The sequence below is a fragment of the Tessaracoccus antarcticus genome, from assembly GCF_003688855.1.
Classification (GTDB): Bacteria; Actinomycetota; Actinomycetes; order Propionibacteriales; family Propionibacteriaceae; genus Arachnia; species Arachnia antarctica.
The window spans coordinates 1,594,429-1,620,053 of record NZ_REFW01000001.1 but is presented as its reverse complement, the minus strand read 5'-3'; the positions used below and the strand labels follow the sequence as shown (position 1 = coordinate 1,620,053).

Below are 25,625 nucleotides of genomic sequence, written 5' to 3'. Positions count from 1 at the left end.
ACGCGGGCGGAGCCAGCCAGGACCCCACCTGCTTCAGTTTTCAACCAGTCGCCTAGGATGGGGGGCATGGTAGATGCAGAACCACCGTGGCTGAGCACGCAACAACAGGAGATCTGGCGCCGCTGGCTGCGCGCCGCAGCGCGCATCACCTCCGAACTGGACACCGGGCTCCGCGAGTTCGACCTGGACCTGGCCGAGTACGAGATTCTTGTGAACCTCTCGGAGGAGGCGCAGCGACGGGTAAGGATGAGTGAACTGGCCGACAGGGTGCGACAGTCGCGCTCACGGCTCACCCACACCGTGTCTCGCATGGAGAAGCAGGGCCTCGTGACCCGTGAGACGTGCACCGCTGACGGCCGGGGCGTGTGGGCATCACTGACGCCCCACGGCTTCGAAGTCCTCGAGCAGGTGGCGCCCCATCATGTGGCGTCGGTCCGGCGCATCTTCATCGACGCCATCGACCCCGAGGATTTGAGCGCCGTTGGCCGTGCGATGAGCAGCGTGCTGGCGGTGGCAGACTAACCCCATGCCCGCCGCCCCCGCTGACCTGCTGCACCGACTCCGCGACGAACTCGGAGCAGCCGCGGAGATTCTCGACGATTCCACCTTGGCGCGGGCCCTGTACTCCACCGACGCGTCCATCTACCGCATCCCGCCGGCCGTCGTGGCGCACCCACGCACCAGGGATGAGGTGGTCGCCCTCGTGCGCGCCGCCCTCGCCGTCGGGATGCCCATCACGGTGCGCGGCGCCGGGACGTCGTGTGCGGGCAACGCTGTGGGGCCCGGCCTGGTGATCGACGTCTCACGCCACCTCACCACCATCCACTCACTTGACCCCACCACCCGGACCGCCGTGGTGGATCCGGGCGTGGTGCAGGAGTCCCTGCAGCAAGCGGCGAAGCCCCATGGGCTGCGACTGGGCCCCGACCCCTCCACCTCCACCCGCTGCACGGTGGGCGGCATGATCGGCAACAACGCCTGCGGCCCCCGCGCCCTCGGGTACGGCCGCATGTCGGACAACGTGGTGGCCCTCGAGATCATCACGGGCACCGGGGAGATCCTGCACCTCGGCACCGACGACCTCCCGGAGCTTCGGGACCTCGTAGCCGGCAACCTCGGGACGATCCGCACCCAGTTCGGCCGCTTCGGCCGTCAGGTCTCCGGATACTCCATGGAGCACTTGCTGCCGGAGAAGGGTTTCAACCTGCCGAAGTTCTTCGCCGGAACCGAGGGCACCCTCGGCATCATCCTGTCCGCCACCGTGCAACTGGCGCCCGACGCCCCCGAACGCGTCATGGTGGCGCTCGGATACGCCACCATGGCCGACGCCGGCGACGACATCTCCAACCTCCTGCCGTTCCGGCCCACCGCCTGCGAGGGCCTTGACCGACGCATCGTCGACGTCGTCGTGGCCAAGCGCGGCGCCGACGCCGTGGGCAGGCTCCCCGCCGGGGACGGCTGGATGTTCATCGAACTCGTCGGCGACGACCCCGCCGAGGTCAGGGGCCGCGCCGAGGCGCTGCTCGCGGCCGCCGCAAGCGTCGAGGGCTGGGTGGTGGAGGATCCCCTGCACGTCGCCGCCCTGTGGCAGGTGCGTGCCGACGGCGCGGGCCTGGCCGGTGTGAGCCTCGCCGACCCCGCGTACCCGGGCTGGGAGGACGCGGCCGTCCCGCCGGAGCACCTCGGCAACTACCTGCGTGATTTCGACGCCCTGCTGGAGCGCCACGGCCTCCATGCGCTCCCCTACGGACACTTCGGGGACGGCTGCGTCCACGCCCGCATCGACTTCCCGCTGACCAGCGAGGGTGGGGCCGCGCGCTACCGCGCGTTCGTCGTCGAGGCTGCACAACTGGTGGCCAGCCACGGCGGCTCCATGTCCGGCGAGCACGGCGATGGGCGGGCGCGCTCGGAACTCCTGCAGTACATGTACACACCCGAAGCGCTGGAATTGTTCGGGGCCGTGAAGGAGATCTTCGACCCCGGCAACCTCCTGAACCCCGGGGTGCTGGTGGACCCGGCCCCCGTCGACGCGGACGTGCGGGCGGTGGCCATCACGTCGTCGCCCCTGAACCTGTCACACCCGCAGTTCGTCTCCGAGGTGCACCGGTGCAGCGGCGTCGGCAAGTGCATCGCGGACAACACGGGCTCCGGCGGCGTCATGTGCCCCAGTTTCCAGGCCACACGCAACGAGAAGGACTCCACCCGCGGGCGCTCCCGCGTGCTGCAGGAGATGGTCAACGGCACACTCATTGGTGGTTGGCGCAGCCCCGAGGTCCACGCGGCCCTCGACCTCTGCCTGTCCTGCAAGGGGTGCGCCCGGGACTGCCCCACGGGCGTCGACATGGCCGCCTACAAGGCGCGCGTCACGCACGAGACCTGGAAGGGTCGGCTGCGGCCGCGCAACCACTACGCACTGGGCTGGCTGCCGCGCTGGGGTCGTATGATCACGACGGTTCCGGGGCTGGGGGCACTCGTCAACATCGTGGGCCAGACCCCCGGGCTGGGGCGCCTGCTGCGCTTCAGCGCCGGGGTGGATGCTCGCCGTGACATTCCACGGTTCTCGGGCCGCTCCGCACGCCGCCAACTTGCCGCCCACATGGCCACCGCGCACGCCGCCCCCGCCGTCGCCGCTGCCTCCAAGGGGCCCGTGCTGGTGTGGGTGGACTCCTTCTCCGACTGCTTCGAGTCCACCACGTTCGCCGCCACCGTGCAGGTGCTGGTCCGTCTCGGGTGGGAGCCGCAGGTCCTGGAGCGCACCGCATGCTGTGGGCTGACGTGGATTTCCACGGGCCAGCTCGACGGCGCCAAGCGTCAGCTGCGCACGGCTGCGGCGGAACTGGCGCCGGTGGTGGCGCGCGGGATCCCCATCATCGGACTCGAGCCGTCCTGCACGGCCGTGTGGCGCAGCGACGCCCCGGAACTGCTCCCCGACGACAAGAACGTCGCCGCCCTGGACGGCACGGTTCTGACCCTCGCGGAGTTTCTCGCCAAGGATGACGACTTCGTGGCGCCGGACCTGAGCGGACACACCATCGTCGCCCAGCCCCACTGCCACCACGCCTCCGTCATCGGTTGGCAGGCCGACGCGGCCCTGCTGGCCGCCACGGGTGCTGACGTCGTGCGCGTCGGTGGCTGTTGCGGTCTGGCGGGCAACTTCGGCGTCGAGATCGGCCATCATGAGGTCTCGGTGGCGGTGTTCGAGCACGACCTCCTGCCCGCCATCACGGAGGCAGGACCGGAGGCCATCGTCCTGGCCGACGGCTTCTCCTGCCAGACCCAGCTCACCTCACTGGCGAACCGCGACTCCATGTCGCTGGCGGAACTGCTCGCCACCCACTGACGTCGGATGGGTGGGAGTTCCATCAGGGCCGCGCAAGCTTTGTGGCAGATCGCCGCCGTGACGTGGCGTTGAATCGTGCGGGGGGACCGTGCTGCGCTTCACAGCCGACTCGTTGCACGAGTTGGTGTCAGGAGACCGCAGTCATGTTCCCCGGACAGTGGTTCGCCGGAGGAATGCCCCGGCGGCCATGAGGGACACGGCGCCGAGGATGATCAGGACGAGTGAGACCCAGACCATGCTGAAGGCAGCGACCACAGCAGCCCACCGCGGGATGATGATCAGGATCGCCCCGACGAGGACCGCCACCAGCACGGCCGAGATGAGCAGCGGGCCCCGGCTGCCGAACCGCAGCCACGACGCACCGAACATGGCCCCCACGGCCTGCATGGACAGCGCACCGGAGAGGACCACGAGCAGAAAGGCGCCCCAGTCACCGCTGCCGAGCGCCCTGACATCCAGCGAGTAGGCGTTGATGAACCAGTGGCCCGTGACCTTCTCCAGTGCGAGCAGTGTCGCGAGGATCGCCGTCACGTACAGGGTCTGCAGCACGAAGTACATGCCTGTTCCTACTACGTAGTCGCGACGGGTGGTGCCGAGCGACGTGGCGAAGGCGAAACAGGAGGTCGCCGCCTGGACCCCGAGGCTCAGGAGGAATCCCGCGAGGGTCCACACGATGCCGCCGTTGTTGCGGAATCCGTCGACCACTTCCGGACTCGAGGTTGACACTCCTGCCGCTCCCAGGCTCCACACGACCACCACCATGATGAGCACCACGCCGACGCCCAGGATCGGAGGCATGAAGAACGCGGAGAACCTACGGCTGAAGTGCATCCTGACGACGGCCTCAGTGCGTTTCATCGTGCCACTTCCTCTGTCTGCATGCCGTACGCGGCCACCAGTTCATGGATGGATGCCGGTTCGACGTCGACACCAGCAGCGGCGGCATCGCCACGGATGCTGTCGGTCGACGTGACCAGCGCGGTGGAGAGCGTCCCCAGCGTCGATCGGCGAAGCACCTCGTACCCACCCACAACCCTGTCAAGATCGGCGGTTCGCCCCGACAGCCGGACCGCGCGTTGCCGAAGGTCCTCGATGTCGGCGTTCTCCCGCACCCGCCCGTGGTGCAGGATCACCACCCTCTCGAGGAGCTGCTCCATTTCCTCGATCAGGTGGGTGGAGACGACAACGGTGCGCGGGTGCGCGGCGTAGTCCTCGAGGAGGAGGTCGTAGAACAGCGTGCGGGCGGTGATGTCGAGGCCCAGGTACGGCTCGTCGAAAAAGGTGATGGGTGCGCGCGACGCCAACCCCATGAGGAGTCCGACGGCGGACAGCTGGCCCCGGGAGAGCTTGCGGATGGAGCGGCCGCCAGGGATCTCGAAGGTCTCGACGATCCGCTCGGCCAGGGCCTCATCCCAGTTCTCGTAGAACAGTGGCCCCACGCGCAGCAGCTGCGCCAGGCGGTATTCGTCGGGGTAGCGCTGATTGTCGCGGATGAAGCAGGTGCCAGACAGCACGGAGGCGTTCTCCCAGGGTGACTGCCCGAACATCCGCACGGTCCCCTGTGTCGGCGCCTCCTGCGCGGTGATCACCGACATGAGCACGGTCTTTCCTGCGCCGTTGCGGCCGAGGATGCCCGTGATGGAGTCCTGCTGGATGGAGACGGTCACGTCATCCAGAGCGGTGATCGACCCGTAGCGCTTCGTGAGGTTGGTGACTTCGATGGCGGCTGTCATGACGATTCCTTTCGAATCAGTGCGACGATGCCCTCGGTGTCGATCCCGAGGGCTGTGGCTTCCGCCACCAGTGGGGCAATGTGCTTCTCGACCAGCTTGGCCCTGCGCTCTGCGGCAACCAGTTGCCGTGCGCCCTCTGCGACGAACATGCCGATCCCCCGCTGTTTCACGAGGACTCCCCTGTCCACGAGTTGGGCGACCGCACGGTTCGCGGTGGCGGGATTGATGCGGTAGAACACCGCAAGCTCGTTGATGGAGGGGACCTTCTCCCCCTCCGAGTGGGCGCCCCGCAGGATGTCGCCGCAGATCTGGTCCGCCAGTTGCTGGAAGATCGGCGATCCGTCATCGAACATCTGCGCCCCTTCCTCGGTTAGTTGGTGCACTAAGCAACCTACTACCCGGTGGAGCCGACGTCAATGGTGTGCCCACACGTGTGCGGTACGCGAACGGCCCGACCGCTCCTGGGTGTCAGGAGCGGCCGGGCCGTGTGTTTCGAGTCAGCGCGTGAGGCGACGGTGCGTGGTGCGGTGCGGGCGGGCCGCCTCGTCACCGAGCCTCGTGACCTTGTTCTGCTCGTAGTCGGCGAAGTTGCCCTCGAACCAGAACCAGTTGGCGGGGTCCTCGTCGGTCCCCTCCCAGGCCAGGATGTGGGTGGCCACGCGGTCCAGGAACCAGCGATCGTGGGAGATCACGACGGCGCAGCCCGGGAACTCCAGCAGCGCATCCTCCAGTGACTGGAGCGTCTCCACGTCCAGGTCGTTGGTGGGCTCGTCGAGCAGCAGCACGTTGCCGCCCTCCTTGAGCGTCAACGCCAGGTTCAGTCGGTTCCGCTCACCGCCGGAGAGAACGCCGGCCATCTTCTGCTGGTCGGGGCCCTTGAAACCGAAGGAGGCCACGTAGGCCCGCGACGGCATCTCGAAGTTGCCCACCTTGATGAAGTCGAGGCCGTCCGAGACCACCTCCCAGACGTTCTTCTTGGGCTCCAGGCCACTGCGGTCCTGGTCGACGTAGCTGAACGAGACCGTCTCACCGACACGGACGGTGCCGGAATCGGGCTCCTCCAGACCCGTGATGGTCTTGAACAACGTGGTCTTGCCGACGCCGTTGGGGCCGATGATGCCGACGATGCCGGCCCGCGGCAGCGTGAACGACAGGTCGTCGATGAGCACCCTGTCGCCGAAGCCCTTCTTCAGCTTCACGGCCTCGATGACGGTGGAGCCCAGGCGCGGGCCGGCCGGGATGTTGATTTCGCCGAGGTCGATGCTGCGGTCGCGCTCCGCCGCCGCAGCCATCTCCTCGTAGCGTGCGAGCCTTGAGCGGCTCTTGGCCTGACGTGCCTTCGGGTTGGAGCGCACCCATTCGAGTTCGCGCTCCAGGATCTTGGCGCGCTTGGCGTCCTTCTTTCCCTCCACCTGAAGGCGCGAGCGCTTGGTCTCGAGGTACTTGGAGTAGTTGCCCTCGTAGCCGTGGAGCCGTCCACGGTCCACCTCACAGATCCATTCGGCCACGTTGTCCAGGAAGTACCGGTCGTGCGTGACGGCGAGGACGGCGCCGGCGTAGCTCTTGAGGTGACCCTCGAGCCAGTTCACGGATTCGGCGTCAAGGTGGTTGGTGGGCTCATCGAGGAGCAGCAGGTCGGGCGCCTCGAGCAGGAGCTTGCACAACGCGACGCGTCGGCGTTCACCACCGGAGAGCACGTTGACGGGCGTGTCGCCCGGTGGGCAGCGCAGCGCATCCATGGCCTGCTCCAGCTGGGCGTCGATGTCCCACGCCTGGCGGTGGTCGAGTTCGGTCTGCAGCTTGCCCATCTCGTCGAGCAGGGCCTCGAAGTCGGCGTCGGGGCTGCCCATCTCCTCGGCGACCTCGTCGTAGCGCTTCATGAGGCCCTTGGTCTCGGCGACGGCCAGCTGGACGTTCTCCAAGACCGTCTTGTCCTCCTCCAGCGGCGGTTCCTGGAGGAGGATGCCGACCGTGGCGTCCTTCGCGAGGCTCGCCTCACCGTTGTTGGGCCGGTCCATGCCTGCCATGAGCTTCAGCAGCGTCGACTTGCCGGCGCCGTTGGGGCCGACCACGCCAATCTTGGCGCCCGGGAGGAACGACAGGGTGACGTCGTCCAGGAGGACCTTCTCACCGACGGCCTTCCGAACCTTGTACATGCTGTAAATGAACTCTGCCATTGGATGCCTTTCCACACGTGTTGCTGACCGCGTGCCAGTATGCCAGCCACCGCGGGATCGGCCGCCATGCCGGGCACTGCGGCTACCTCAGGCGAGCTTGTCCACGATGCGCCGGGCGTCACTGAGCCGGTCCAGCTCCGCCCGTGCCGGCTGCACCACCTCGAGTTGTGCCACCTCGGCGATCCGCCGGCGCAGGATGGCGCGGGCGCGTCGGGCCTTGGAGCGGGCACCCAGTCCGACGACGACCCGGGACCCGATGGAGAGCAGCAGGCCCACGAGCAGGCCGCCGCCCACCAGCAGGGTGGGCAGCGGGAACGGGATGTCGCGGATCATGACGCGGGGCAGCCGTGGGAGCTGGAAGTAGGCGAGCGCGACGTCGGCCGTGAGCCATCCGAGCCCCACCACCACGGCGGCGATCAGCAGCCACTGCAGGAACTTCAGCACCTGCCACCACAGGGGCTGACTGTCGGTGTGCAGGTCAGCGGTGACCACGGCACGGTCAAGGGTGTCGGGCAGCGTCGGAACGGACCCGTGGACTGCGTCGTGGATGGCGACCTGCCAGTGCTGGGGAAGCCCGTCGGAGAGTTCGGTGGCGAGCGTGCGCAATCCTGTCCGCAGCCGGGCATCGGCGATGCTCCCCCTGTTCTGCAACGAGGAGCGAGGGGCGACATCAGCCTCCAGCTGCGCGTGTCTGGCACCCGAGCCGATCCGCAGGCGGCGCAGCGGGTCCGGCTTGAACCGTCCCAGCCACTTCACCAACGGCCACCCGGTGGCGAGGGAACCTCGGTGCAGCATGGAGGTGCGGACCGCGTCCACCACGTACGGCACGCCCGCCGACTCGGCGAGGCTGTCCTCCAGCGAGGCCACAGAACGCTTCGACGGTGACGCCACCGCCGGGCCTGACACGGCCGCAGCCAGCTCGGAGGCCAGGACGTCCACATCGGCCGACAGCCGGGCAGCGGCCGCCGTCTTGGCGGTGGCGAGCGCGGCGAGACGGCGGCGCAGGTCCTCCAGTCCACTGCCGGTGCGCGCACTGGTGGCGAGCACGGTGACGCCGGCGAGGCCGTCGTCGGCCAGCAGGCGCCGCAGGTCGGCCAGACAGGAGCGCAGCTCCTCGGGGCTGAGCCGGTCGGCCTGGTTCAGGACGACGGTGATGACGTCACGGTGCCGGGCCAGCGGCCGCAGGTAGCGCTCATGGACGGCGGCGTCGGCATACTTCTGCGGATCAAGAACCCAGATGAACTGGTCCACCACCGGCACCATCTTGTCCACCTCCTGCCGGTGGGCCGCCTCGGTGGAGTCATGGTCGGGCAGGTCCAGCAGCACCAGGTCCCGGAACCCGTCCAGGGGTGGGGGCACCTCGTTGCGCCGCTGGATCCCCAGCCAGTCGAGGAGCGCCACGTCGCTGGGGGCGAACGCGACGGCGCGGGTCTGGGAGGTGGTGGGGCGGCGGGCCGCCACCTCCGCGAGGTCCTGCCCCGCCAGGGCGTTGAACAGTGACGACTTGCCGGAGCCGGTGGCGCCGGCGAGGGCGACCACGGTCTGCGGCCCGAAGGACATGCGCTGGCCGGCGTGCGCCACTACACGCCTGGCACGGGCCTCCACCTCCTCCGGGAGCCGGCCCGCCGCCTGGAGGAGCAACTTGTCCACCAGTGCGAGTCTCTCCGCAAGCGGCTGCATGTCAGAACCCTTCCGGGCGCGTCAGGTCGTCGAAGGCGTCGCTGCCGGCGCTGCGCAGCTCGTCGGCGACCGCATCGAGCCGGTCCGCCACGGACGTGTCCACCTCGAGCTGTTCGGTGATGTGCAGGAAGCGTGTGAGCTGGGTGGCGAACAGTGCCTGGACCCGAGCGTCGAGGTCGCTCTTGGCGCGCTGGGCGAGGCGGCGCACGGCATCTTCGCCGAAGACGCCCTCGAGCAGCCGTTGCGCCAGCAGGGACGTGCCGCCGGCGATGCCCACCTCAGCCGTGGTGAGTCCACCGGTGGTGGCGAACACCACGATGATGAGCGCGGCCCCCACCGCGTTGGTGCCGAGCGCCAGGAACCGGGCCTTGGTGCGCTTGCCGCGCCCCTGCTCCTCCACAAGCCGGAGGACATCAGCCTGCCATTCACGCACGGCGCGGGTGGCGTCAGCATCGAAGTCCGCCGTGGTACGGGCGAGGCCCTCGTTGGCCTCGACGATCTGGCGGCCCCACGACGTCATGGTCCACTGGTTCACGGCCGATTCGCAGGCGGCCTGGCCATGTTCCACCACGAGTGCGGCGAGTCCGTCGTTGATGGCGCCACGGACACCCTCGGCCTCCTGACGGCCCGTGAACCAGCCGGTGAGGCGGTCGCGCCAGCGTGAGATCTGTTCCTCGACCCCACGCATGAACTCGCCGGTGCCCACGAAGTCCTGCCAGCGGCTCAGCACCTCGCCACGCAACATGGTGCCGTCGCTGGTGGCCAGACCCACTTCGTCCGCCGCGAGACGGAACTGGTTGGCGGCCTGCCTGCCCAGCTCCTCGACGGCCTCGCCCTGCCGGCGGACGCCGTCGGCGAGGACGCGCAACTGCTCGTCGAGCCCGCGCACTGCCCCCGCCAGAGTCTGGAGTGCCACGTCCGTGCGGGCATCGGACTCGGCGGCCAGACCTGCGAGCCATGAGCGGATGGGTGCCACGTCGGCCAGCGGCAGCATGCCGTCCTCGCCGAGTTCCCGTTCCGCCACGGCGAAGAGGCGTGCGGCGGGAAGGCCGCGCTGGCTGAGCATCCCGGACAGGTGCGAGCGGAGGTCGTCGGTCGCCTCGGGAGGGCAGCGGTTCAGGACCACGGACACCACGGTGTCGCGGGCTGCGGCCTGCTCCAGCAGTTCCCATCCGACGGCGTCGGCGTAGCGGGCCGCTGAGGTGACGAAGACCCACAGGTCGGCCGCCGCCAGGAGTTGGCGGGAGAGGCGCCGGTTCGCGTCATCGATCGAGTCGATGTCGGGCGCGTCCAGCAACGCCAGTCCGGGCGGCAACGCGTCGTGGGCCACCACGTGCAGGGCACGGGAGTCGTGGACGGGGGTGGAGCTGCGGACGAGGTTGGGCAGGACCTTGCCGGAATCGAACCAGGCGAGGTCGTCGGGGTGGGCAACCAGTACCGGGGACGTGGTGGTGGGGCGCAGCACCCCCGGCTTCGTGAGGCGTGCCCGGAGCAGGCTGTTGACGAGCGTGGACTTGCCGGATCCCGTCGAACCGCCCACGACAACCAGCAGCGGGGCGTCGAGGCGCAGGGCACGGGGCAGGAGGTGGTCGCGCACCTGGTTCCCGATTCCGGCGGCAAGTCGACGCATGCCGGGGGCCTCCTCGAGCGGCAGTGGGTACTGCGCGAGAGGCAGAACGGCCTCGAGGTGTTCCAGAGCCGCCGCCAGTGGCGGCGGTCCGCTCCTCATGGGGCGGGCCAGTTCCCACCCAGGCCGGCAGGGCCGGGAGACTGCGGGGGCGGAGCCGACGTCAGCGGCTTGCGGCGCCGCGGGGGGAACAGCGTGAGTCCGCGGGTATCGGTCAGGGCGGCGGGGCGCAGCTCCTCCAGCTCGAGCAGGATCTCCCGCGCCCGATCGTCGCCACCGACGCCGATGGTGCCCCGCGTCATGCCTTCGCGCAGGTACGCGAGTTCGCTGATCCGCCGCATGAACCGTGTGGTGGGCAGCCATGTGCGCCGGGGCCCCCGGAGCAGCGACGCCACCTGGAGCTTCATGCGCTTGAAGGGGCTGGAGAAGACCACGGGGTCGCGATCAGTGAGCCACCCCACGCGCCGGTAGTCGCCGAGGCGACGGCGGATGAGCTGGGTCTGCGCCACGACCGTGAACACCAGCATGAGAATGAGCGTCGCGACGAGCCCCAACGCCATGAACCACTGGGGCCGCAGCGAGGCGGAGTCCCCCGAGGAGGCCACGCCGTTGAAGAGCATGTGCCCGCCACAGGCCAGGACGAACCCGCCAAGCGGCGCGGCGACGCGCACGATCTTGCTGCGAGTGCCGAGCGCAATGGCCAGTCCCAGCGCCGTCATCATGGTGAACACCGGGTGGCCGAACGAGGTGTAGACCCCGCGCAGCATGACCAGCGACAGGACCTCGGCCTGCGGGTCGGTGACCTCGATGGTGTTGTTGGCGTACACGAAGACGCGGGCGTAATAAATGATGTTCTCGACGAAGGCGAAACCGATGGCCGACAGCCCCGCCAGTGTCACGATCGACAGCCGGGACACGATGCGCGCGCGGAACAGCACCACCAGAAGGAACAGCACGGTGGCTTTGCTGGCCTCCTCCACGAACGGGGCGATGAAGATGGCGGCGCGGGTACCCATGTCGGCGTTCGCGCTGGTGGTGTTCATGGCCTCGGCGGCCCAGGTGTTCACGTGGATGGAGATCCACGTTGCGGCGCACGCACCCCACAGGAACGTCAGCAGCCACACCAGCGGACGTTGGGCCCGGAACCTGTCCAGCCACACGAACAGCACCACGTAGGCCAGTGCCGTCCACATCGCCCAGAAGGCGCTCTGGCGCAGCGCCTCGTTGTTCAGGCCCAGCGCCACCGTGCCGTCGGCGAACTCCCGGTCAGGGTGCAGCATCTGGTACTGGTTCAGGAGGCAGTATGCGTAGAACGGGACGAGGACAACGGTGAGCCAGAACAGTGGGCTGTGCAGCATCCGCTGCCACCAGGGTCGCCGCCGGGCGGTGGGCGGGAGACCGGAGAGCCACCGTTGCCTGTCGAGGAGTTGCGGGCTAGTCATGATGCGAACCAGCGTACCGGGCAGAGAACCCACCGCCCGTCGTTTCCCTGCCCGGGCATAGGCTCGGGCACTGGGTGGCGGTCCGGCCGCCCTCGTCGAAAGGTGCCCCACACATGGAGAGCTTCTTCGCCCGGATGGAACCCTGGCGCAAACCCGAGGGCGCACTGCACCTCTACGTGCTTCCCGGCGATGACACCATCGACCGTTTCGCCGCGGCCCAGAGGAGCATCGACGGTGTCGAGCACCTTCCCCTCATGCCGGAGGCCTACCTGCACTGCACGCTCCAGCGCCTTGCCGAGTTCGACGACGAAGTGGCCCAGCAGGACTTCACCCGGCTCGGGGACTGCCTCGGTGCCGCGCTGTCCGGGCTGCCATCCTTCGACCTGACGTTCGGCGGGCCCCGTGCCGGCGAGGTGGCCGTCGAGGTCTCCGCTGCCTCATCCCCGGAGTGGGACGGGCTGGTGACGTCCAGTCGTCGGGCCATCGTCGAAGCGTGGGGTCACGAGCCGCCCGCTCCCCCGGCGGCGCCACACCTGAGCCTGGCCTACGCCACGGGCAGCGTCGGGCACGAGAAGGTGGCCTCGCTCCTCGCGGACGTCGAACCCATCGGGGCGATGCGTGTGGGTGCCGTGCACCTCGTGTCCGTCACGGTCCGTCCGGAGCGCGGCACGTTCGACTTCACGTCGCTGGCCAACTGGGACCTTCAGAACAGCCATTGACCGGCGGAGGGGCCTCACGAACCGCTGGGGCCGAGCCGGGGGCGACCCGGGTCGTGGGTGCCCCGCTGCTCCTTCAGTTCGACGAACATGGTGTGCGTCGGTGTGGTGCCGGTGTTCTCCCCGGAGTGTTCCTGCGCGTCGAGCCAGCGCGCCTCGAAGGCAGGCATCTCCACATTCATCTCCTTGCCCCCACCGCGGAGTCGGCGCGCAAAGGGGCTGAGCGTGATCATCACGCTGTCGGGATGGCTGTGCGGCGCGGTCGCGTCGCCCGGCGCATCGAGGTATTCGAGGACCCGGACGCGGTCGTTCTCGAACAGCACGCTGTAGAACTGGGGATTGGAGAGAATCGGATCGGTCATGGCGTCTCCTGCTGTCATCGGCCGCGTCGCCACGCCCTTATGTCCGCACAGAATATATCCCGCAAGGCGCCACGGACAAGAGGCGGGACGCCTGTGTTCGGCCACACCTGCGGTGATCAAGCACCGCAGGTGCGCCGAAGCCGGTCCGGGCCGGAGGTGCGCCCCAGGCAGGACTCGAACCTGCGCGCGACAGATTAGAAGGCTGTTGCTCTATCCGCTGAGCTACTGGGGCTCTGTCAACCGATTCTAGTGAACATCGGCCCGCTGGTCACTCCGCCTCGTCGGGGCAAGGTCGTAGGGTGGGGCGAGTGAATGACAAATTGGTGTGGATTGACTGCGAAATGACGGGCCTCGATCTCCAGAAGGACGCGCTCATCGAAGTGGCCGTGCTGGTCACCGACGGCGAACTGAACGTCCTGGGCGACGGGCTCGACGTCATCATCAAGCCCACCGACGAGCAACTCGAGACCATGGGCGACTTCGTCCGCGAGATGCACACCAAGTCCGGACTCCTGGACAAACTGGCCGGGGGCATCACCATGGATGAGGCCACGCAGCGGATCCTCTCCCACGTGAAGGAGTTCGTGCCCGTGGAGCGCAAGGCACCGCTTGCAGGCAACACCATCGGCACCGACCGCGCCTTCCTGGCCCGCGACATGGCGGAGCTGGAATCGTGGGTGCACTACCGCAACCTCGACGTCTCCTCCATCAAGGAACTGGCCCGCCGCTGGTACCCGAAGGTGATGTACCAGGCGCCGGCCAAGGGAGGGAACCATCGCGCCCTGGCTGACATCCAGGAGTCCATCGAGGAGATGCGCTACTACCGCGACACGCTGTTCGTCCCGCAGCCAGGCCCCACGTCGGCGGAGGCCCGCGAGGCGGCAGCCAGGCATCGCGGCAGCCTGACGGGCCTCAGTAACCCCACGTGATTCCCGCAGGTGTCGCCGCGCGTATCCGGCAGGATCCGCCGCTGCACCTCAACATTGTGCCGGGGTGCACCCCTGTGGTGTTCCGCGGCAACCAGCCGGGCGCCCGGATTGCCACAGTGGGCATCAATCCGAGCATCCGCGAGTTCCTGACGCAGCACGGCGCCGAGTGGGCCGGACCGCAGCGTCGTTTCGAGACCTTGTCGTCGTTGGCGATCCCTGCGCTGAGACACGCAGAGGACGCCGACATCGAGCGCATAGTGCAGCGATCCCTGGACTACTTCACCGGGAATCCGTACCGGTCCTGGTTCGATCCCATGGAGTCGCTGGTGCAGGAACTCTTCAGCGCGAGCTATGTCGATGCATCCGCATGCCATCTGGACATCGTCCAATGGCCGACGAGGCCGCTGTGGGGACAGCTCGACCTTTCAACCCGGAGGGAACTCGTCGCCGGGGGCATCGACCTCCTCCTCAAACAGCTCGCAAGCAACACCCTGCAGGCCGTGTACCTCAACGGCAGGACGGTGTGTGACGTCGTGAGCGGACTGATCCCGCTGTCTGTCCGCACAGCACGCTTCCGCGGGAACGGGGCCTCCCGGGGCTTCTTCCGTGGGGTGCACCGTGGCGCTCTCGTCGTGGGATGCACCTCCAATCTCCAGGTGGAGCGCCTGCGCACAGAGCACCGGCAGGACTTCCGCGACTGGATCGTGGCTGAGTGCCGTCGCGATCTCGCGGCTCTCACCCACTTGACGTGAACGGGCGGTGGAGCAGTCATCACCGCACTGCCGCAGCGGCCGCGATCACGGTGCTCGTGGGGCCACGACACGGGTCCACAGCCCGGGCCGGACACTGCTTCTGACGCACACTTCCTGGCGCTGCAGCCGATTTCGACGAACCGCCAGCCATGCGCTAATGTTGTGCACGCGCCGATCCCGGTCAGCGCTGATGCAGTGGTGACATGGTGGGTATAGCTCAGCTGGTAGAGCACCTGGTTGTGGTCCAGGATGTCGCGGGTTCGAGCCCCGTTACTCACCCCACACCATCGCAGTTTGAAGATCTGGGACTTGTCCCAGTACAGTTGTCCGGCGCGCACCGCTAGCTCAATTGGTAGAGCAGCTGACTCTTAATCAGCGGGTTGAGGGTTCGAGTCCCTCGCGGTGTACAAAAGGCGTATCCAGCTGGCCCTTGCTCCTCACGGAGCAGGGGCCAGTCACCATTTATTCACTTTCATCCTTCACACTCCCCCAACAGCCTGAACTGCGTGCTTTGCCCCCCGTGGGAGGTGAGTGTCAGCTGCCGGCCAGCACGTCAGCATCTACGGCGCAGGCGACGTTGCGCCCCATGTAGGTGTCCAGCATCATCGACGGGTCTCTCATGGCCCAGGTGGTCAACGATCACCCGAGCACTGAACCCCGCATCATCGAGCCGCGTGGCCACGGTCTTGCGGAACGTGTGGGAGCTGACCCAGTCGAAACCCAGGTCGTCGAGGATCCGTCGCAGTTCCCCGGTGGTGTCGGAGACATTGCGCAGCCTGCCCAGTGGGGAGGGGAACAGGGCAACATCAGTATTGGGCTCAGGGTCAGCCATGCGTCGTCGCAGCACCTTCACCACTTTTGGTGGCAGGGCCTGATCCTCCACCCTGCCTTGCTCTTGGTTCTGTCCTGACCCCCCGAGGCCCGAGGTTGCGGGAGATCTCCACAGTCCCGGCCGCCAGCAGCACCTGGTCGGGCCTGACGGCGCAGGCCTCCCCCGGCCTCATGCCCGTCGCGGGCATGAACTCACACAACTCCACCAGATCCCTGCTCCCGCGCCCGCAGATGTGCCCTGAGGACCTCCGGCGGGCTCTGCGCCTCCAACGAGCTCAGAGAAGCTCGCTCGTCCCACCCTGCTAAATTTCAGCCGGTCACCCAAGCGCCAGAGCGCTCACTCATCACCTCATGGTCCCTGTTCGGCCCAACCATGAAAGCTACGACTGTCGTGGACCACTCAGGAGAACCTGACGATGTTGTTGAATACGCCGTTTCGCCAGGTGCGGCACCCGTTACGGCCGGTTAGCGCCGTGTCACACTCAGTGCGCCACCTGCCGCCGTCATTTGCCGTCCAAGAACCGGTGACCCCCAAGGGGTTCTTGGTCCACAGACTCCTTGGAGAAGGCAAGTAGGTGAGGTTGTTGAAGGTGAAGTCCGCGTTGCCATTTCCTGGGGCGTAGTGAGTGCGGCATCGGTCTACAACAGACGAATACGCCTCACATTCGGTCCACCAGAAGTTGCCGTTGAAATAGTGGATACCCTCCGTGGTGTAGACGTCGAAATTGGCAGGGAGTTTTGGATAGTCTTCGCGATCAACACCGTTGACGTTGACGACGCCATCGCCGTTCGCGTCGACAATGATCATCGGGCCGCCGTGGCAGCCCCATTCAGCGGTGGGAACACAGATGTCAGCGGCTGCACCAGCTGGCAGAGCACTTGTGGACAACACAGCAATTGCTGCGCCTGCGATGAGCTTCCTCAACATATATATCCTTGTGTGGTTTGGCGTCCTGCACGGGTGACCGCATTATATCGGCTGTCGTTGGCCATCACTTCCGAGAAGCTGCTCAACTGCGTCACCGCGGACGGACCATGTGCGCCTCATAACTGAGGCCCTCCTCGGTGTAGGCCCAGCGCCTTGCCAGACGGCGGTAATACCCGTGCGATCACCAACGGCACGACGCCAACGGGACTGTGCGGCCGCGAGGTCCCGCTTCGACGGTTGTCTATACTCTCGCGTCTTGCGCGTCGTTCTCGCCTTCCAAGTGAGTCGATGTTGGTTTGGCTGCGCGCATCCAAGTGCTGGCGAGGGTTGTCGCACGCTCACCTCCGCAGTGCTGTCATCATGGATCTTGAGCAACTACCTCCTGCAGAGGGAACCGACAAGAGAATCAGGTGAATCGTGAAGATGGTCGCCGTTGTCTTCGCAACTTTGTTGTTACTGGCAGGGTGTGGAGCCTTCCAAGTGAAAAGCGATCCCCTTCCAAGTCCACCGGGAGAAAGCGACAACCCACAACACTTTACGACGGTGATCGCCCTGAAGGATGCGCTGGTTGAAGCGGGCTACGACTGTCCGAGATGGGTGCAGTCAGACACCGTCACGCGCGCGTTGCAGTCTGGTTCGTGCAGCGACGCCGCTGTCCTCAGCATCTATCTCGACAGCGCGGCGGTCCAGACCAGCATCGAAGCGCTGAAAGGCTTGGGTGTAGGAGTTTCCCTCGCAGTCGGCGAGAACTGGATCGTGAACTCCCCACGTGCCAAAGAAGTGGCGCAGATGATTGGTGGCACGGTGGTGACGTCCCCAGCCTCAGAGTTGCCAGAGACCCCGCCCACCACCCCAAGTCCACCCCCACCCTCTGAGTCTGCACGGCCCCCCTCGTCCTCAACGCCCCTCGTGACCATCCCAACGTCCGCACCGCCCGTGAGTCCACGCAGGACAGTCACGAACGCGACGCTGCAGGTGGGTGACACCGCGCACCTGGCCACCTGGGATGTCACAGTGCTGCGGAGTGAACACGGCAAGGACGGCATCTCTTACGGCTGGAAGGTGAGGGTTTGCTACGTCGCCACCAGCGACCTCGCCGAGAACGGAAGGATCGCCGTGAGCGACAAGCCATGGTCCGCGATCATTCAGGACCTGGAGGGAGGCGACAACCCAGTTGCTGCGGTTCCCATCCGTGAGTTCGAACGTGACCACGCCTACCGGCCTGACTACCTCAACACGACCCTGTCCCTCGGTGAGTGCAACCTCGGCTGGATCGGCATCGTCCACGGCAACCCCGACCTGGCTTGGTTCGGCATCATCTACGAACCCTCCACAGGTGGGCGCATCACCTGGCTCAACTGAAAGAGCTGGCCTCCACCCCATGGGGATGCAGGCCAGCTCTTGTTGTCCCGGGCGTGCGAACTCAGCACGGCAGCGGGACCGATGGCCGTTCACTCAGACACGCTGCGGTCCCGTCGCACGGGGGGACGCTCCCGGCCGTCGCGTGGGCAGCCGTGGTGTCTGCCTCACTCACCGATGGACATGATGGCCTTGCGGGCCTTGTCTCCGAGACTCTTGTTCCGGGCATTCGAGATCGACTTCAACGTGATGGCGAACACCACGATTCCGAGCAGGGCTCCTCCGATGACGACGAGGCGGTCCGTGCGCCAGCCATGCTCATCCTTGAACTCCGCCTTCACGGCGTCGAATTCGGAGGCCGCGAAACTCTTCGCGTTCTCCACACCTCGCTTGGCGACATTCTTCGGGTTCACTTCGTCCACGAATTCACCCACCGAGTCGGCGAGATGCACGCGGTTGCGCGCCAGGTCGGCGCGGATCTCCGTGATGCTGCGTGCCTTGTCCTTGGCCATCGAAACTCCTTCAGTCTGAACGCTCGCAAGCCTAGCCCTAGGATGGGCACATGACAGCGCGCTTGACCCAAGGATCCACTGCTCCCGGCTTCACCCTCCCCGATTCAGACGGCAACGACGTCTCCCTCAAGGACTTCGCCGGCTCCTCGGTCATCCTCTACTTCTACCCGGCGGCCATGACCCCGGGCTGCACCACGCAGGCAGTGGACTTCACGGCTGCCAACGACCACTTCTCCGAGGCTGGCTACAACGTGCTGGGAGCCTCACCGGATTCGGTCGACAGGCTGGCGCGATTCAAGGAGAAGTCCGACCTGAGCGTGCCTCTGCTCTCTGATGAGGACAAGACAGTCATGAATGCCTACGGCTCCTACGGCATGAAGAAGCTGTACGGGAAGGAAATCGAAGGCGTCCTGCGTTCGACCTTCGTCATCGACGTGGACGACGTCGGCGTCGGCACCGTGCGGGTGGCCCAGTACAACGTGAAGGCAACCGGTCACGTGGCCAAGCTCCGCCGTGAGCTGGGAGTCTGACCCGACCCCCCGGGGGCCGGCCCGCTACACCACCATCGCCGCCCGCCCGGGCGGCGGCGTCGACGTCGAACTCGAGATCAGGCGCTCCCGCTTCCTGACCCGTCTGCAGCGCGTCGCCAACGAGGATGACGCCCGCACCGTCATCGACGAACGCCGACGGACGCACTTCGACGCGCGGCACCACTGCAGCGCATTCATTCTGGGCCCTGACAGCCGGACCGCCCGCTCATCCGATGACGGTGAACCCGCCGGGACGGCCGGCGTACCCATGCTGACGGTGCTGCAGCGAAACGGCCTCAGCGACGTGGTGGCCGTGGTCACGCGCTATTTCGGCGGCATCAAGCTGGGCGCCGGTGGCCTCGTGCGGGCCTATTCCGACGCCGTCGCGCAGGCCGTGGGCGCCGCAGGGCGAAAGGATGTGGTCCTCAGCCAGGTGGTGCGGGTCGACGTGCCGATGGCGGCCGCGGGCGCCATGGAGGCGCAACTGCGAGGGCTTGTCCTGCCGGGGGGCGTTGCGGTCACCGTCGACGGCGTGGAGTGGGGAGAGCAGGCCAAGATCAGCGTGACGGTCCCCGTCGGTGCCGAAGCGGACTTCAGGGCAGCGCTCGCCTCACTCTCGGGCGGGGCACTCGAGGCCGTCCACGTCGGCCAGCGCTGGGGCGACGTGGAGGCCTGAGTCGCTGACTCAGGAGGACTCACGCCTCCTCGGACCGTGCGACCTCCTGGCGTCCGCTCGGCGCTGCAGCCTCGGCCCGCCTGTCGCGCTCGATCCAGTCGGGTGTGACGGAGCCGATCGGCTTGGGAAGCTTCGAGGACTTCCGCTGGGGTGCTAGCTGCCGGGGCGACCCGGCAAGCGCCGATCCGCCGTTGGCCAGGCCCGGGAACGGGTCACGCCCCACCCAGTACTTGTACCCGGCGTTGACGGCGGCAAGGATCGGCACGGTCAGCAGTGCCCCCGTGAGGCCCAGCAGGTAGGTACCGGTGGTGACACCCAGCAGCACCACGAGCGGGTGCAGGTTCACAGCCTTGCCCATGAGAAGCGGCTGCAGGGCGTTGCTCTCCAGTTGCTGGACGGCGATGACGACGGCGATCATGATGAGGGCCGCCACCGGACCCTGGAAGAGCAGCGCCACGAGCGTGAACATGGCCCCCGACAGGAAGGCGCCGAACAGGGGGATGAAGCACAGCAGGAACGTGATGACGATCATGGGCACCACGAACGGCAGCCCCAGGAAGGCGGCACCGATACCGATGCCGATGGCGTCGACGGCGGAAACCACCACCTGGGTCCGGGCCCAGCTGCCGAGCGTCACCCAGGCGCGACGGATGGTCTCGCGCACCTTGGTCCTCGTGGGCTCGTGGAAGACCATGAGCATGAACGACGAAATCCTGTCGCCCTCCGCCAGGAGGAAGAACGCGACGATGAGCGCCAGGAAGGCCCCCACCAGCACCGTGCCGGCGCTGCTGGTGGCGTTGAGTGCACCCGACGACAGCGACGACGTGTTGTTCGACAGCCAGTCACGCCCTTGCGTGAACAGGTCCTGCAGCTGTGCCTCGTCGACGTTGAAGGGGCCGCTTGCCAACCAGTTCTCGGCCTTGTCCAGCACTTGCTGCAGGCTCTGGGTCACGTCCTGGACGCCCTGGGCGATGGAGCGTCCCGAGAAGTAGACGGTTCCTCCGATCAGCGCGAAGAGCCCCACCACGGTGACCGCCGCCGCCGCATGGCGCGGGAAGCGCAGCCTGTGGTTGAGCAGCAGTTGCACAGGCATCAGGAGCGCCGCAAGCAGCACGCCCACCACCATGGGGATCAGCACCTGGGAGACCATGGAGCCCACCTGGCTGAGGACCCAGCCAGCGGCGTAGACCAGAACGATCAGCAGCGCGGCCGCACCGACCACCCGGAACGGACGGGGCAGGGGAACCATGGACGTGTTGCGTTGACGCGTGGATGGCATGCGGTGATACTCCTCGGTGACGGGTCAGCCCCCCATTGTGCACGGTCGCAGATGGATCGCGCACGTCCAGAATCGCCGTTCCGACCCCGGACGCGCTGGCGTACCGGGCCCAGGTCAGTCCTGTGGCGCTGCTGACTCCTCCTCCACCTCGCTGGGCGTCGACTTCTCGAGCACTCTTTCCTTCTGGATCCAGTCCGGTGTCACGGCGCCCACCTGTTGGGGCAACTTCGACGACTTCCGATGGGGCGCCAGCTTGCGGGGTGAGCCGGACAGCGCGGACCCTCCCGCGTCGAGCCCCGGGAACGGATCGCGCCCCACCCAGTACTTGTACCCCACGTTGATGGCCGCCATGAACGGCACGGTCAGCAGGGCACCCGTGAGGCCGAGGAGGTAGGTACCCGTGGCCACTCCCAGCAGGACGACGAGCGGATGCAGGTTCACGGCCTTTCCCATGAGGAGCGGCTGCATCAGATTGCCCTCAAGGTGCACCACCACCACGACGATGCCGAGCATGATCAACGCCGGAACCAGCCCCTTGAAGAGCAGCGCCACCAGGACGAACATGATGCCGGCCAAGGTGGCGCCCACCATGGGTATGAAGCACAGAAGGAACGTGATGACAATCATGGGCACGACGAACGGCAACCCCAGGATCGCCGCCCCGATACCGATTCCCACGGCGTCGACGGCGGAGACGATCACCTGCGTGCGGGCCCAACTGCCGAGCGTCACCCACGATCGACGAATGGTTTCGCGCACCTTGGTCCGCGTGGGGCCCCGGAACACCATGAGCATCCACGACAGGATGCGGTCACCCTCGGCAAGCAGGAAGAACGTGACGATCAGGGCCAGAACAGCCCCCACCGCGGCCGTCCCGACGGTTGTGGTGGCGTTCAATGCCCCCGATGACAGGGAGGAGGTGTGGGCCGTCACCCACGCCCGCCCCTCCGCCAACAGGTTCTGCAGTTGCTGCTGGTCGACCCCGAACGGTGAAGTGGCGAGCCATTCCTCGGCCTTGTCCAGGACCTTCCCCAGACTGTCGCTGACGTTGCTGATGCCACCGGCGATCGATCGACCGGCATAGAAGATGGTGCCGCCGATCAGTGCGAGCAGCCCCACCACTGTGACCCCCGCGGCCAGGTGCCGCGGCATGTGCACCCTGTGGTTGAGAAGCAGCATGGCGGGCATCAACAGTGCCGCGAGAAGTACACCCACGATGATGGGAATGAGGACCTGCGAGACGGCACCGAAGACTTGCACGACGACCCAACCGGCCGCAAAGACGAGCACGACCAGCAGTGCGACGGCGGCCACCTGACGCAGCGACCGGGTGAGAGGAAGCGCCGGTGGTTTCTCATGATGCAGCGTTGACATGTCCGGGCTCCTCCAGAGCAGATGCGGTTGCTCCCATTGTGCGTCGCACGCAGTGCAGAACACGGGCATACATGGCTGCCCATGGCAGCAAGGACATTTCAGTGTCGGATTCACCACGGGGACGCGACGACGGCAGGGAGGAGCGCCATGGTGGGGGTGATGGATCAGCCGACGATGCCGGCGGCGATTGCGTGTGCCAGCCGGGCTCCGAGTGTGTGGTCAGTAGCTGAACGTGTTTGCAGGCTCATCGCCGATCCACCCCCACATCGGGACTGTGCCACCCAGTTCGGCATTGGGGAGGAGGTCTGCCTTGTCGAGGTGTTTGGCGTCGAAGCAGATAGGGCACACCATGTAGCGGCCGCCAGCCTCTGAGTATCTGAGTGTCAAGTCCTCCAGAGGAGGGCACCCCTGGCACGCGATGCCTCTGGCGACGTCGCCGACGACGAGACGTACCGCTTCCTTGGTGAGGAACATCAGGGTGGGGCGCCCGGTCTCAGCGGACCCGACGGCGACGAGGAACGCCACCGTGACCTTTTCCGCGTCCTCCAGGCCGGTGCAGAGGCTGATGACAGTTTTGGTTTCCATGGTGGGCTCCTTTGGCTCAACACAATCGTGCTGCGTTGAGGGGCCTTCGGTCATGGGGCATCCGCCCCATGTTCGGCACCGACAGGGGATTGTCGAACCGGGATCGACCGGTGGGCCGCCCTTCCACATTTGAGGCGATTGCCCCATGCTCCGCGTGGCGGTCCGTCTCAGACTTGGGTCATGACTACGACTCCACGACAAGCAGTTGCGACCACGCAAACGGCGCTGGGCCTCCCCCGAGGCACTGACGAGCGCTTCTCAGGCTACGGCGCCATGGGAGTGCCGTACTCGCGGGGCCATTACCTTGCCCTACGCGACATGCTCGCGAGCTCTGTTGGTCCCGCGTACCGGGCCATTTGGCATCGTGACCCGAGCGGCTCCTGGACGATCTTCACCACGGCAGACCCTGACGTCAGCTGCCCCCGCTACTTCGGCTCGGCAACCGCAGTCGAGCAGGTCCCCGCCATCGACGTCACCTGGCGCAACAACTGGAGCCTCGACGTGTCCATGGGTACCCGTCTCTCGTGGCGCATGGTGCTCGAGGCGACATCGGCCACCCGGGCGATGACCTCGATGGGCGGCGCCATGCCGGCGTGGGCCTGGAACAGCGACGCTGTCCTCGCCGCCATGGGCCCGATGGCCAGCACGGTTCTGCAGTCCGGAAGGATACGCCTGCACGGACGAACCCCCAATGGACAGGCGTTCAAGGCCGCTCCTCTCCAGGTGTGGCGGGTCGTCAGTGGCGACGCCCACGTGGACGGCGGTGACTGCGGCCCGGTGGGTTCGTTGCCAACGCAGGCATCACTGGCCGATTTCTGGCTCCCCCAGCGCGGTCTCTTCTTCGTTGGTCAGGCCCGCTTCAGCGGGCCGGAGCAGGCGAGCGTGGCGCCCCACCTCGCTGAGGAGAGGCGGGAATGACCCTGCCCGGTGTGAGCGCGTGTGAGCGCGTGTGAGCGCGACGAGGCGTCCGGAAACGCCTGACAATCATGGCCGAGGGGCGCAGAATCAGTGCATGGCAGGTGCGGGCAGGTCGGGCAGGGACGTCCTTCCGCGGCGCGCCGAGGTGCTTGCCGGGTTGTCGGTCGCGATTGACCTCGGACTCGGTCAACCTGCGGAGCACATGCTCCGATCAGCCACGCTGGCCTGCCGGCTCGCTGATCGTCTCGACCTCAGCTCCGAGCAGCGCGGCACCATCTACTACGCCACCCTGGTGATGTGGATCGGCTGCCACGCAGACTCCCAGGAGTACGCCCGCTGGTTCGGCGACGACATCGCGGTGCGACGGGAGGCCTTCCTGGTGGATTGGAGCGGGGTCCCCTACCTGCGGTTCCTGCTGGGTCACGTCGCCAAGGGCGAACCTCTGCCACATCGGCTGAAGGTGATGACCACGCTGTTCAGGGACGCCCGCGGTCAACTCGGCCACATGATCCATTCCCACTGTGCATCGGCGGCAGCGCTGGCGCACCACATCGGGCTGCCATCAGAGGTGGCGCACGTGTTGGCGTTCACCTTCGAACGCCACGACGGCCAGGGCCTACCCGTTGGTGTGTCCGGGGACAGCATCCCCATCGAGATGCGGGTGGCGCAGCTCGCGGACGTTGCGGAGGTGCACCACAGAATGTTCGGGCTCGACGCAGCCGTCACAATGATCACGAGCAGGCGCGGAGGCCAGTTCGACCCAGCGGTGGTCGACGCGGTGCTGGCCTCCCCCGAGGAAATCTTCGCCCCCGCACGCGATGGGGATGCCTGGAGGGAAGCTCTCGAGAAGGCGCCTGACCACCACGTCCGACTCACCAACGAGAGCTTCGACCACCTGGTCTGCGCGATCGGCGACTTCGTTGACCTCAAGTGCCCGTTCACGCTCGGCCACTCACGGGCCGTGGCGGCACTTGCGTCAGCAGCTGGCGAGTCCCTGGGCGTGGCCGAAGGGGACGTCGACATACTGCGTCGGGCGGGGCACCTGCACGACCTCGGCCGTCTCGGCGTTTCCAATCAGGTGTGGTCCAACCCGGCAGGCTTGAACTCATCAGACTGGGAGCGCGTCCGGATGCATCCCTACCTGACCGAGCGCGTCTTGGACCGCATCCCCGGGCTGGGCGCGGTACGCACCGTAGCCCGTGCCCACCACGAGCACCTCGACGGCACCGGGTACCCGCTCGGCCTCAGCGGATCAATGCTCGGCCGAAGCGAACGCATTCTTGCGGCGGCGGTCGCCTACCAGTCGGCATTGGAACCACGGCCCTACCGTGCGGAACTGGATCCCGAGCAGGCCACGGTGCGGCTGCGAAGCAGGAGCGGTTCCGGGGCACTGGACCCTGAGTGCGTGGAAGCGGTACTCAGCGCCGCCGGACATCGGACGCTGCGCCATCGGCGCGAGGATCTCCTCACACCACGTGAGCGCGAAATCCTCTGCCTGGTCGCTCGAGGACTCACCAACCGGCAGATCGCAGGGCAGCTGGTCCTGAGCGAAAAGACCGTGCGCAACCATGTGGAGCGCACCTACGTGAAGATCGGGGCCTCCAACCGCGTCGGGGCCAGCCTCTACGCCCTCGAGCATGGGTTGGCCTCACCTCCGGTGACCGCGCCGGAAGCTCCTCAGTAGGCATGGGGCCCGCGAGCCGGATCACAGGCCCCACCGTGGCCGGGTCCAACGAAGACCAACGACGGCGGGGTTGAAGGCGTGCCCGTCGCCATGACCTCCGACGACATGGGCGGCAAGCTCCGGCTCGACGTCAACGGGTCGATCATCATGGACGCCGATCGGACTCGCTGATGGCACGTCCCCTCGTGAGG

At 67.1% G+C, this 25,625-nt stretch carries 24 protein-coding genes and 3 tRNA genes; 12 read left to right on the top strand and 15 right to left on the bottom strand.

Annotation, left to right across the window (positions count from 1 at the left end):
* The first annotated feature begins 66 nt into the window (after positions 1-66).
* Positions 67-522, top strand: a complete 456-nt coding sequence (locus EAX62_RS07225; protein ID WP_233557832.1) for a MarR family winged helix-turn-helix transcriptional regulator — start codon at positions 67-69, stop codon at positions 520-522.
* Positions 523-526: 4 nt separating this feature from the next.
* A complete protein-coding gene (locus EAX62_RS07220; protein WP_121900885.1) occupies positions 527-3,340 on the top strand; it encodes an FAD-binding and (Fe-S)-binding domain-containing protein in 2,814 nt (937 codons plus the stop codon).
* Between the two features lie 141 nt (positions 3,341-3,481).
* On the opposite strand, the gene EAX62_RS07215 is transcribed toward EAX62_RS07220, so the two are convergent.
* From EAX62_RS07215 to EAX62_RS07185, 7 genes are all read right to left on the bottom strand, one after another.
* Positions 3,482-4,198, bottom strand: coding sequence for a hypothetical protein (locus tag EAX62_RS07215; RefSeq protein ID WP_121900884.1), 717 nt, complete (start codon positions 4,196-4,198; stop codon positions 3,482-3,484).
* Positions 4,195-5,073 (bottom strand): ATP-binding cassette domain-containing protein, encoded by an 879-nt coding sequence (locus EAX62_RS07210; RefSeq protein WP_121900883.1) that lies wholly within the window; start codon positions 5,071-5,073, stop codon positions 4,195-4,197. The genes EAX62_RS07215 and EAX62_RS07210 overlap by 4 nt, the downstream gene beginning before the upstream one ends.
* Entirely contained in the window at positions 5,070-5,426 is a 357-nt protein-coding gene (locus EAX62_RS07205) for a GntR family transcriptional regulator (RefSeq protein ID WP_121900882.1), read from the bottom strand. Before EAX62_RS07205 ends, EAX62_RS07210 begins: the two co-directional genes overlap by 4 nt.
* Positions 5,427-5,570: 144 nt before the next feature.
* The gene (gene ettA, locus EAX62_RS07200; protein WP_121900881.1) at positions 5,571-7,250 is read right to left on the bottom strand and encodes an energy-dependent translational throttle protein EttA; all 1,680 of its coding nucleotides are present in this window, start codon (positions 7,248-7,250) and stop codon (positions 5,571-5,573) included.
* Between the two features lie 87 nt (positions 7,251-7,337).
* The gene (locus tag EAX62_RS07195) at positions 7,338-8,930 is read right to left on the bottom strand and encodes a GTPase (protein ID WP_121900880.1); all 1,593 of its coding nucleotides are present in this window, start codon (positions 8,928-8,930) and stop codon (positions 7,338-7,340) included.
* A gap of 1 nt (position 8,931) precedes the next feature.
* Complete coding sequence (locus EAX62_RS07190) at positions 8,932-10,659, bottom strand: P-loop NTPase family protein (RefSeq protein WP_121900879.1); 1,728 nt, start codon at positions 10,657-10,659, stop codon at positions 8,932-8,934.
* A complete protein-coding gene (locus tag EAX62_RS07185) occupies positions 10,656-11,999 on the bottom strand; it encodes a PrsW family intramembrane metalloprotease (protein WP_147454048.1) in 1,344 nt (447 codons plus the stop codon). Before EAX62_RS07185 ends, EAX62_RS07190 begins: the two co-directional genes overlap by 4 nt.
* A 113-nt stretch (positions 12,000-12,112) precedes the next feature.
* Here EAX62_RS07185 and EAX62_RS07180 point away from each other — a divergent pair, with 113 nt between their 5' ends.
* Entirely contained in the window at positions 12,113-12,718 is a 606-nt protein-coding gene (locus EAX62_RS07180; protein ID WP_121900877.1) for a 2'-5' RNA ligase family protein, read from the top strand.
* A 14-nt stretch (positions 12,719-12,732) separates the two neighbouring features.
* Here the strand turns inward: EAX62_RS07180 and EAX62_RS07175 are convergent, their stop codons facing one another.
* Together EAX62_RS07175 and EAX62_RS07170 are read right to left on the bottom strand one after the other, a co-directional pair.
* On the bottom strand, positions 12,733-13,077 hold the full coding sequence (locus EAX62_RS07175; protein WP_121900876.1) for a cupin domain-containing protein: 345 nt from the start codon (positions 13,075-13,077) through the stop codon (positions 12,733-12,735).
* A gap of 159 nt (positions 13,078-13,236) precedes the next feature.
* Positions 13,237-13,309 (bottom strand) — tRNA-Arg (locus EAX62_RS07170).
* A gap of 76 nt (positions 13,310-13,385) precedes the next feature.
* Here EAX62_RS07170 and orn point away from each other — a divergent pair.
* From orn to EAX62_RS07150, 4 genes are all read left to right on the top strand, one after another.
* Positions 13,386-14,006, top strand: coding sequence for an oligoribonuclease (gene orn, locus EAX62_RS07165; RefSeq protein ID WP_121900875.1), 621 nt, complete (start codon positions 13,386-13,388; stop codon positions 14,004-14,006).
* Positions 14,003-14,758, top strand: a complete 756-nt coding sequence (locus EAX62_RS07160) for a hypothetical protein (RefSeq protein WP_121900874.1) — start codon at positions 14,003-14,005, stop codon at positions 14,756-14,758. The genes orn and EAX62_RS07160 overlap by 4 nt, the downstream gene beginning before the upstream one ends.
* A gap of 206 nt (positions 14,759-14,964) precedes the next feature.
* Positions 14,965-15,040 (top strand) — tRNA-His (locus tag EAX62_RS07155).
* 52 nt (positions 15,041-15,092) lie between these two features.
* A tRNA-Lys gene (locus EAX62_RS07150) sits at positions 15,093-15,165 on the top strand.
* Between the two features lie 146 nt (positions 15,166-15,311).
* On the opposite strand, the gene EAX62_RS07145 is transcribed toward EAX62_RS07150, so the two are convergent.
* Both EAX62_RS07145 and EAX62_RS16540 read right to left on the bottom strand, forming a co-directional pair.
* Positions 15,312-15,590: a tyrosine-type recombinase/integrase gene (locus EAX62_RS07145; RefSeq protein ID WP_147454047.1), complete on the bottom strand. Its 279-nt coding sequence runs from the start codon at positions 15,588-15,590 to the stop codon at positions 15,312-15,314.
* Between the two features lie 399 nt (positions 15,591-15,989).
* Positions 15,990-16,517 (bottom strand): hypothetical protein, encoded by a 528-nt coding sequence (locus EAX62_RS16540; protein ID WP_147454046.1) that lies wholly within the window; start codon positions 16,515-16,517, stop codon positions 15,990-15,992.
* Between the two features lie 936 nt (positions 16,518-17,453).
* Here EAX62_RS16540 and EAX62_RS16535 point away from each other — a divergent pair.
* A complete protein-coding gene (locus EAX62_RS16535; RefSeq protein WP_147454045.1) occupies positions 17,454-17,879 on the top strand; it encodes a hypothetical protein in 426 nt (141 codons plus the stop codon).
* A 164-nt stretch (positions 17,880-18,043) separates the two neighbouring features.
* Here the strand turns inward: EAX62_RS16535 and EAX62_RS07135 are convergent, their stop codons facing one another.
* Entirely contained in the window at positions 18,044-18,388 is a 345-nt protein-coding gene (locus tag EAX62_RS07135) for a DUF3618 domain-containing protein (protein WP_121900871.1), read from the bottom strand.
* Between the two features lie 50 nt (positions 18,389-18,438).
* Between EAX62_RS07135 and EAX62_RS07130 the strand changes: the two genes are divergently transcribed.
* Both EAX62_RS07130 and EAX62_RS07125 read left to right on the top strand, forming a co-directional pair.
* Positions 18,439-18,918: a peroxiredoxin gene (locus tag EAX62_RS07130; RefSeq protein ID WP_121900870.1), complete on the top strand. Its 480-nt coding sequence runs from the start codon at positions 18,439-18,441 to the stop codon at positions 18,916-18,918.
* Entirely contained in the window at positions 18,902-19,594 is a 693-nt protein-coding gene (locus EAX62_RS07125) for an IMPACT family protein (protein ID WP_325048791.1), read from the top strand. Before EAX62_RS07130 ends, EAX62_RS07125 begins: the two co-directional genes overlap by 17 nt.
* 19 nt (positions 19,595-19,613) lie before the next feature.
* On the opposite strand, the gene EAX62_RS07120 is transcribed toward EAX62_RS07125, so the two are convergent.
* The 3 genes from EAX62_RS07120 to EAX62_RS07110 form a co-directional block, all read right to left on the bottom strand.
* Positions 19,614-20,873 (bottom strand): AI-2E family transporter, encoded by a 1,260-nt coding sequence (locus EAX62_RS07120; protein ID WP_121900869.1) that lies wholly within the window; start codon positions 20,871-20,873, stop codon positions 19,614-19,616.
* A gap of 114 nt (positions 20,874-20,987) precedes the next feature.
* On the bottom strand, positions 20,988-22,247 hold the full coding sequence (locus EAX62_RS07115; protein ID WP_158600582.1) for an AI-2E family transporter: 1,260 nt from the start codon (positions 22,245-22,247) through the stop codon (positions 20,988-20,990).
* Between the two features lie 219 nt (positions 22,248-22,466).
* On the bottom strand, positions 22,467-22,832 hold the full coding sequence (locus tag EAX62_RS07110; protein WP_121900867.1) for a peroxiredoxin: 366 nt from the start codon (positions 22,830-22,832) through the stop codon (positions 22,467-22,469).
* Between the two features lie 180 nt (positions 22,833-23,012).
* On the opposite strand from EAX62_RS07110, the gene EAX62_RS07105 reads away from it, so the two are divergent.
* Together EAX62_RS07105 and EAX62_RS07100 are read left to right on the top strand one after the other, a co-directional pair.
* Positions 23,013-23,750, top strand: a complete 738-nt coding sequence (locus EAX62_RS07105) for a hypothetical protein (RefSeq protein WP_121900866.1) — start codon at positions 23,013-23,015, stop codon at positions 23,748-23,750.
* Positions 23,751-23,844: 94 nt separating this feature from the next.
* A complete protein-coding gene (locus tag EAX62_RS07100) occupies positions 23,845-25,434 on the top strand; it encodes an HD domain-containing phosphohydrolase (RefSeq protein WP_121900865.1) in 1,590 nt (529 codons plus the stop codon).
* The last annotated feature ends 191 nt before the right edge of the window (positions 25,435-25,625 follow it).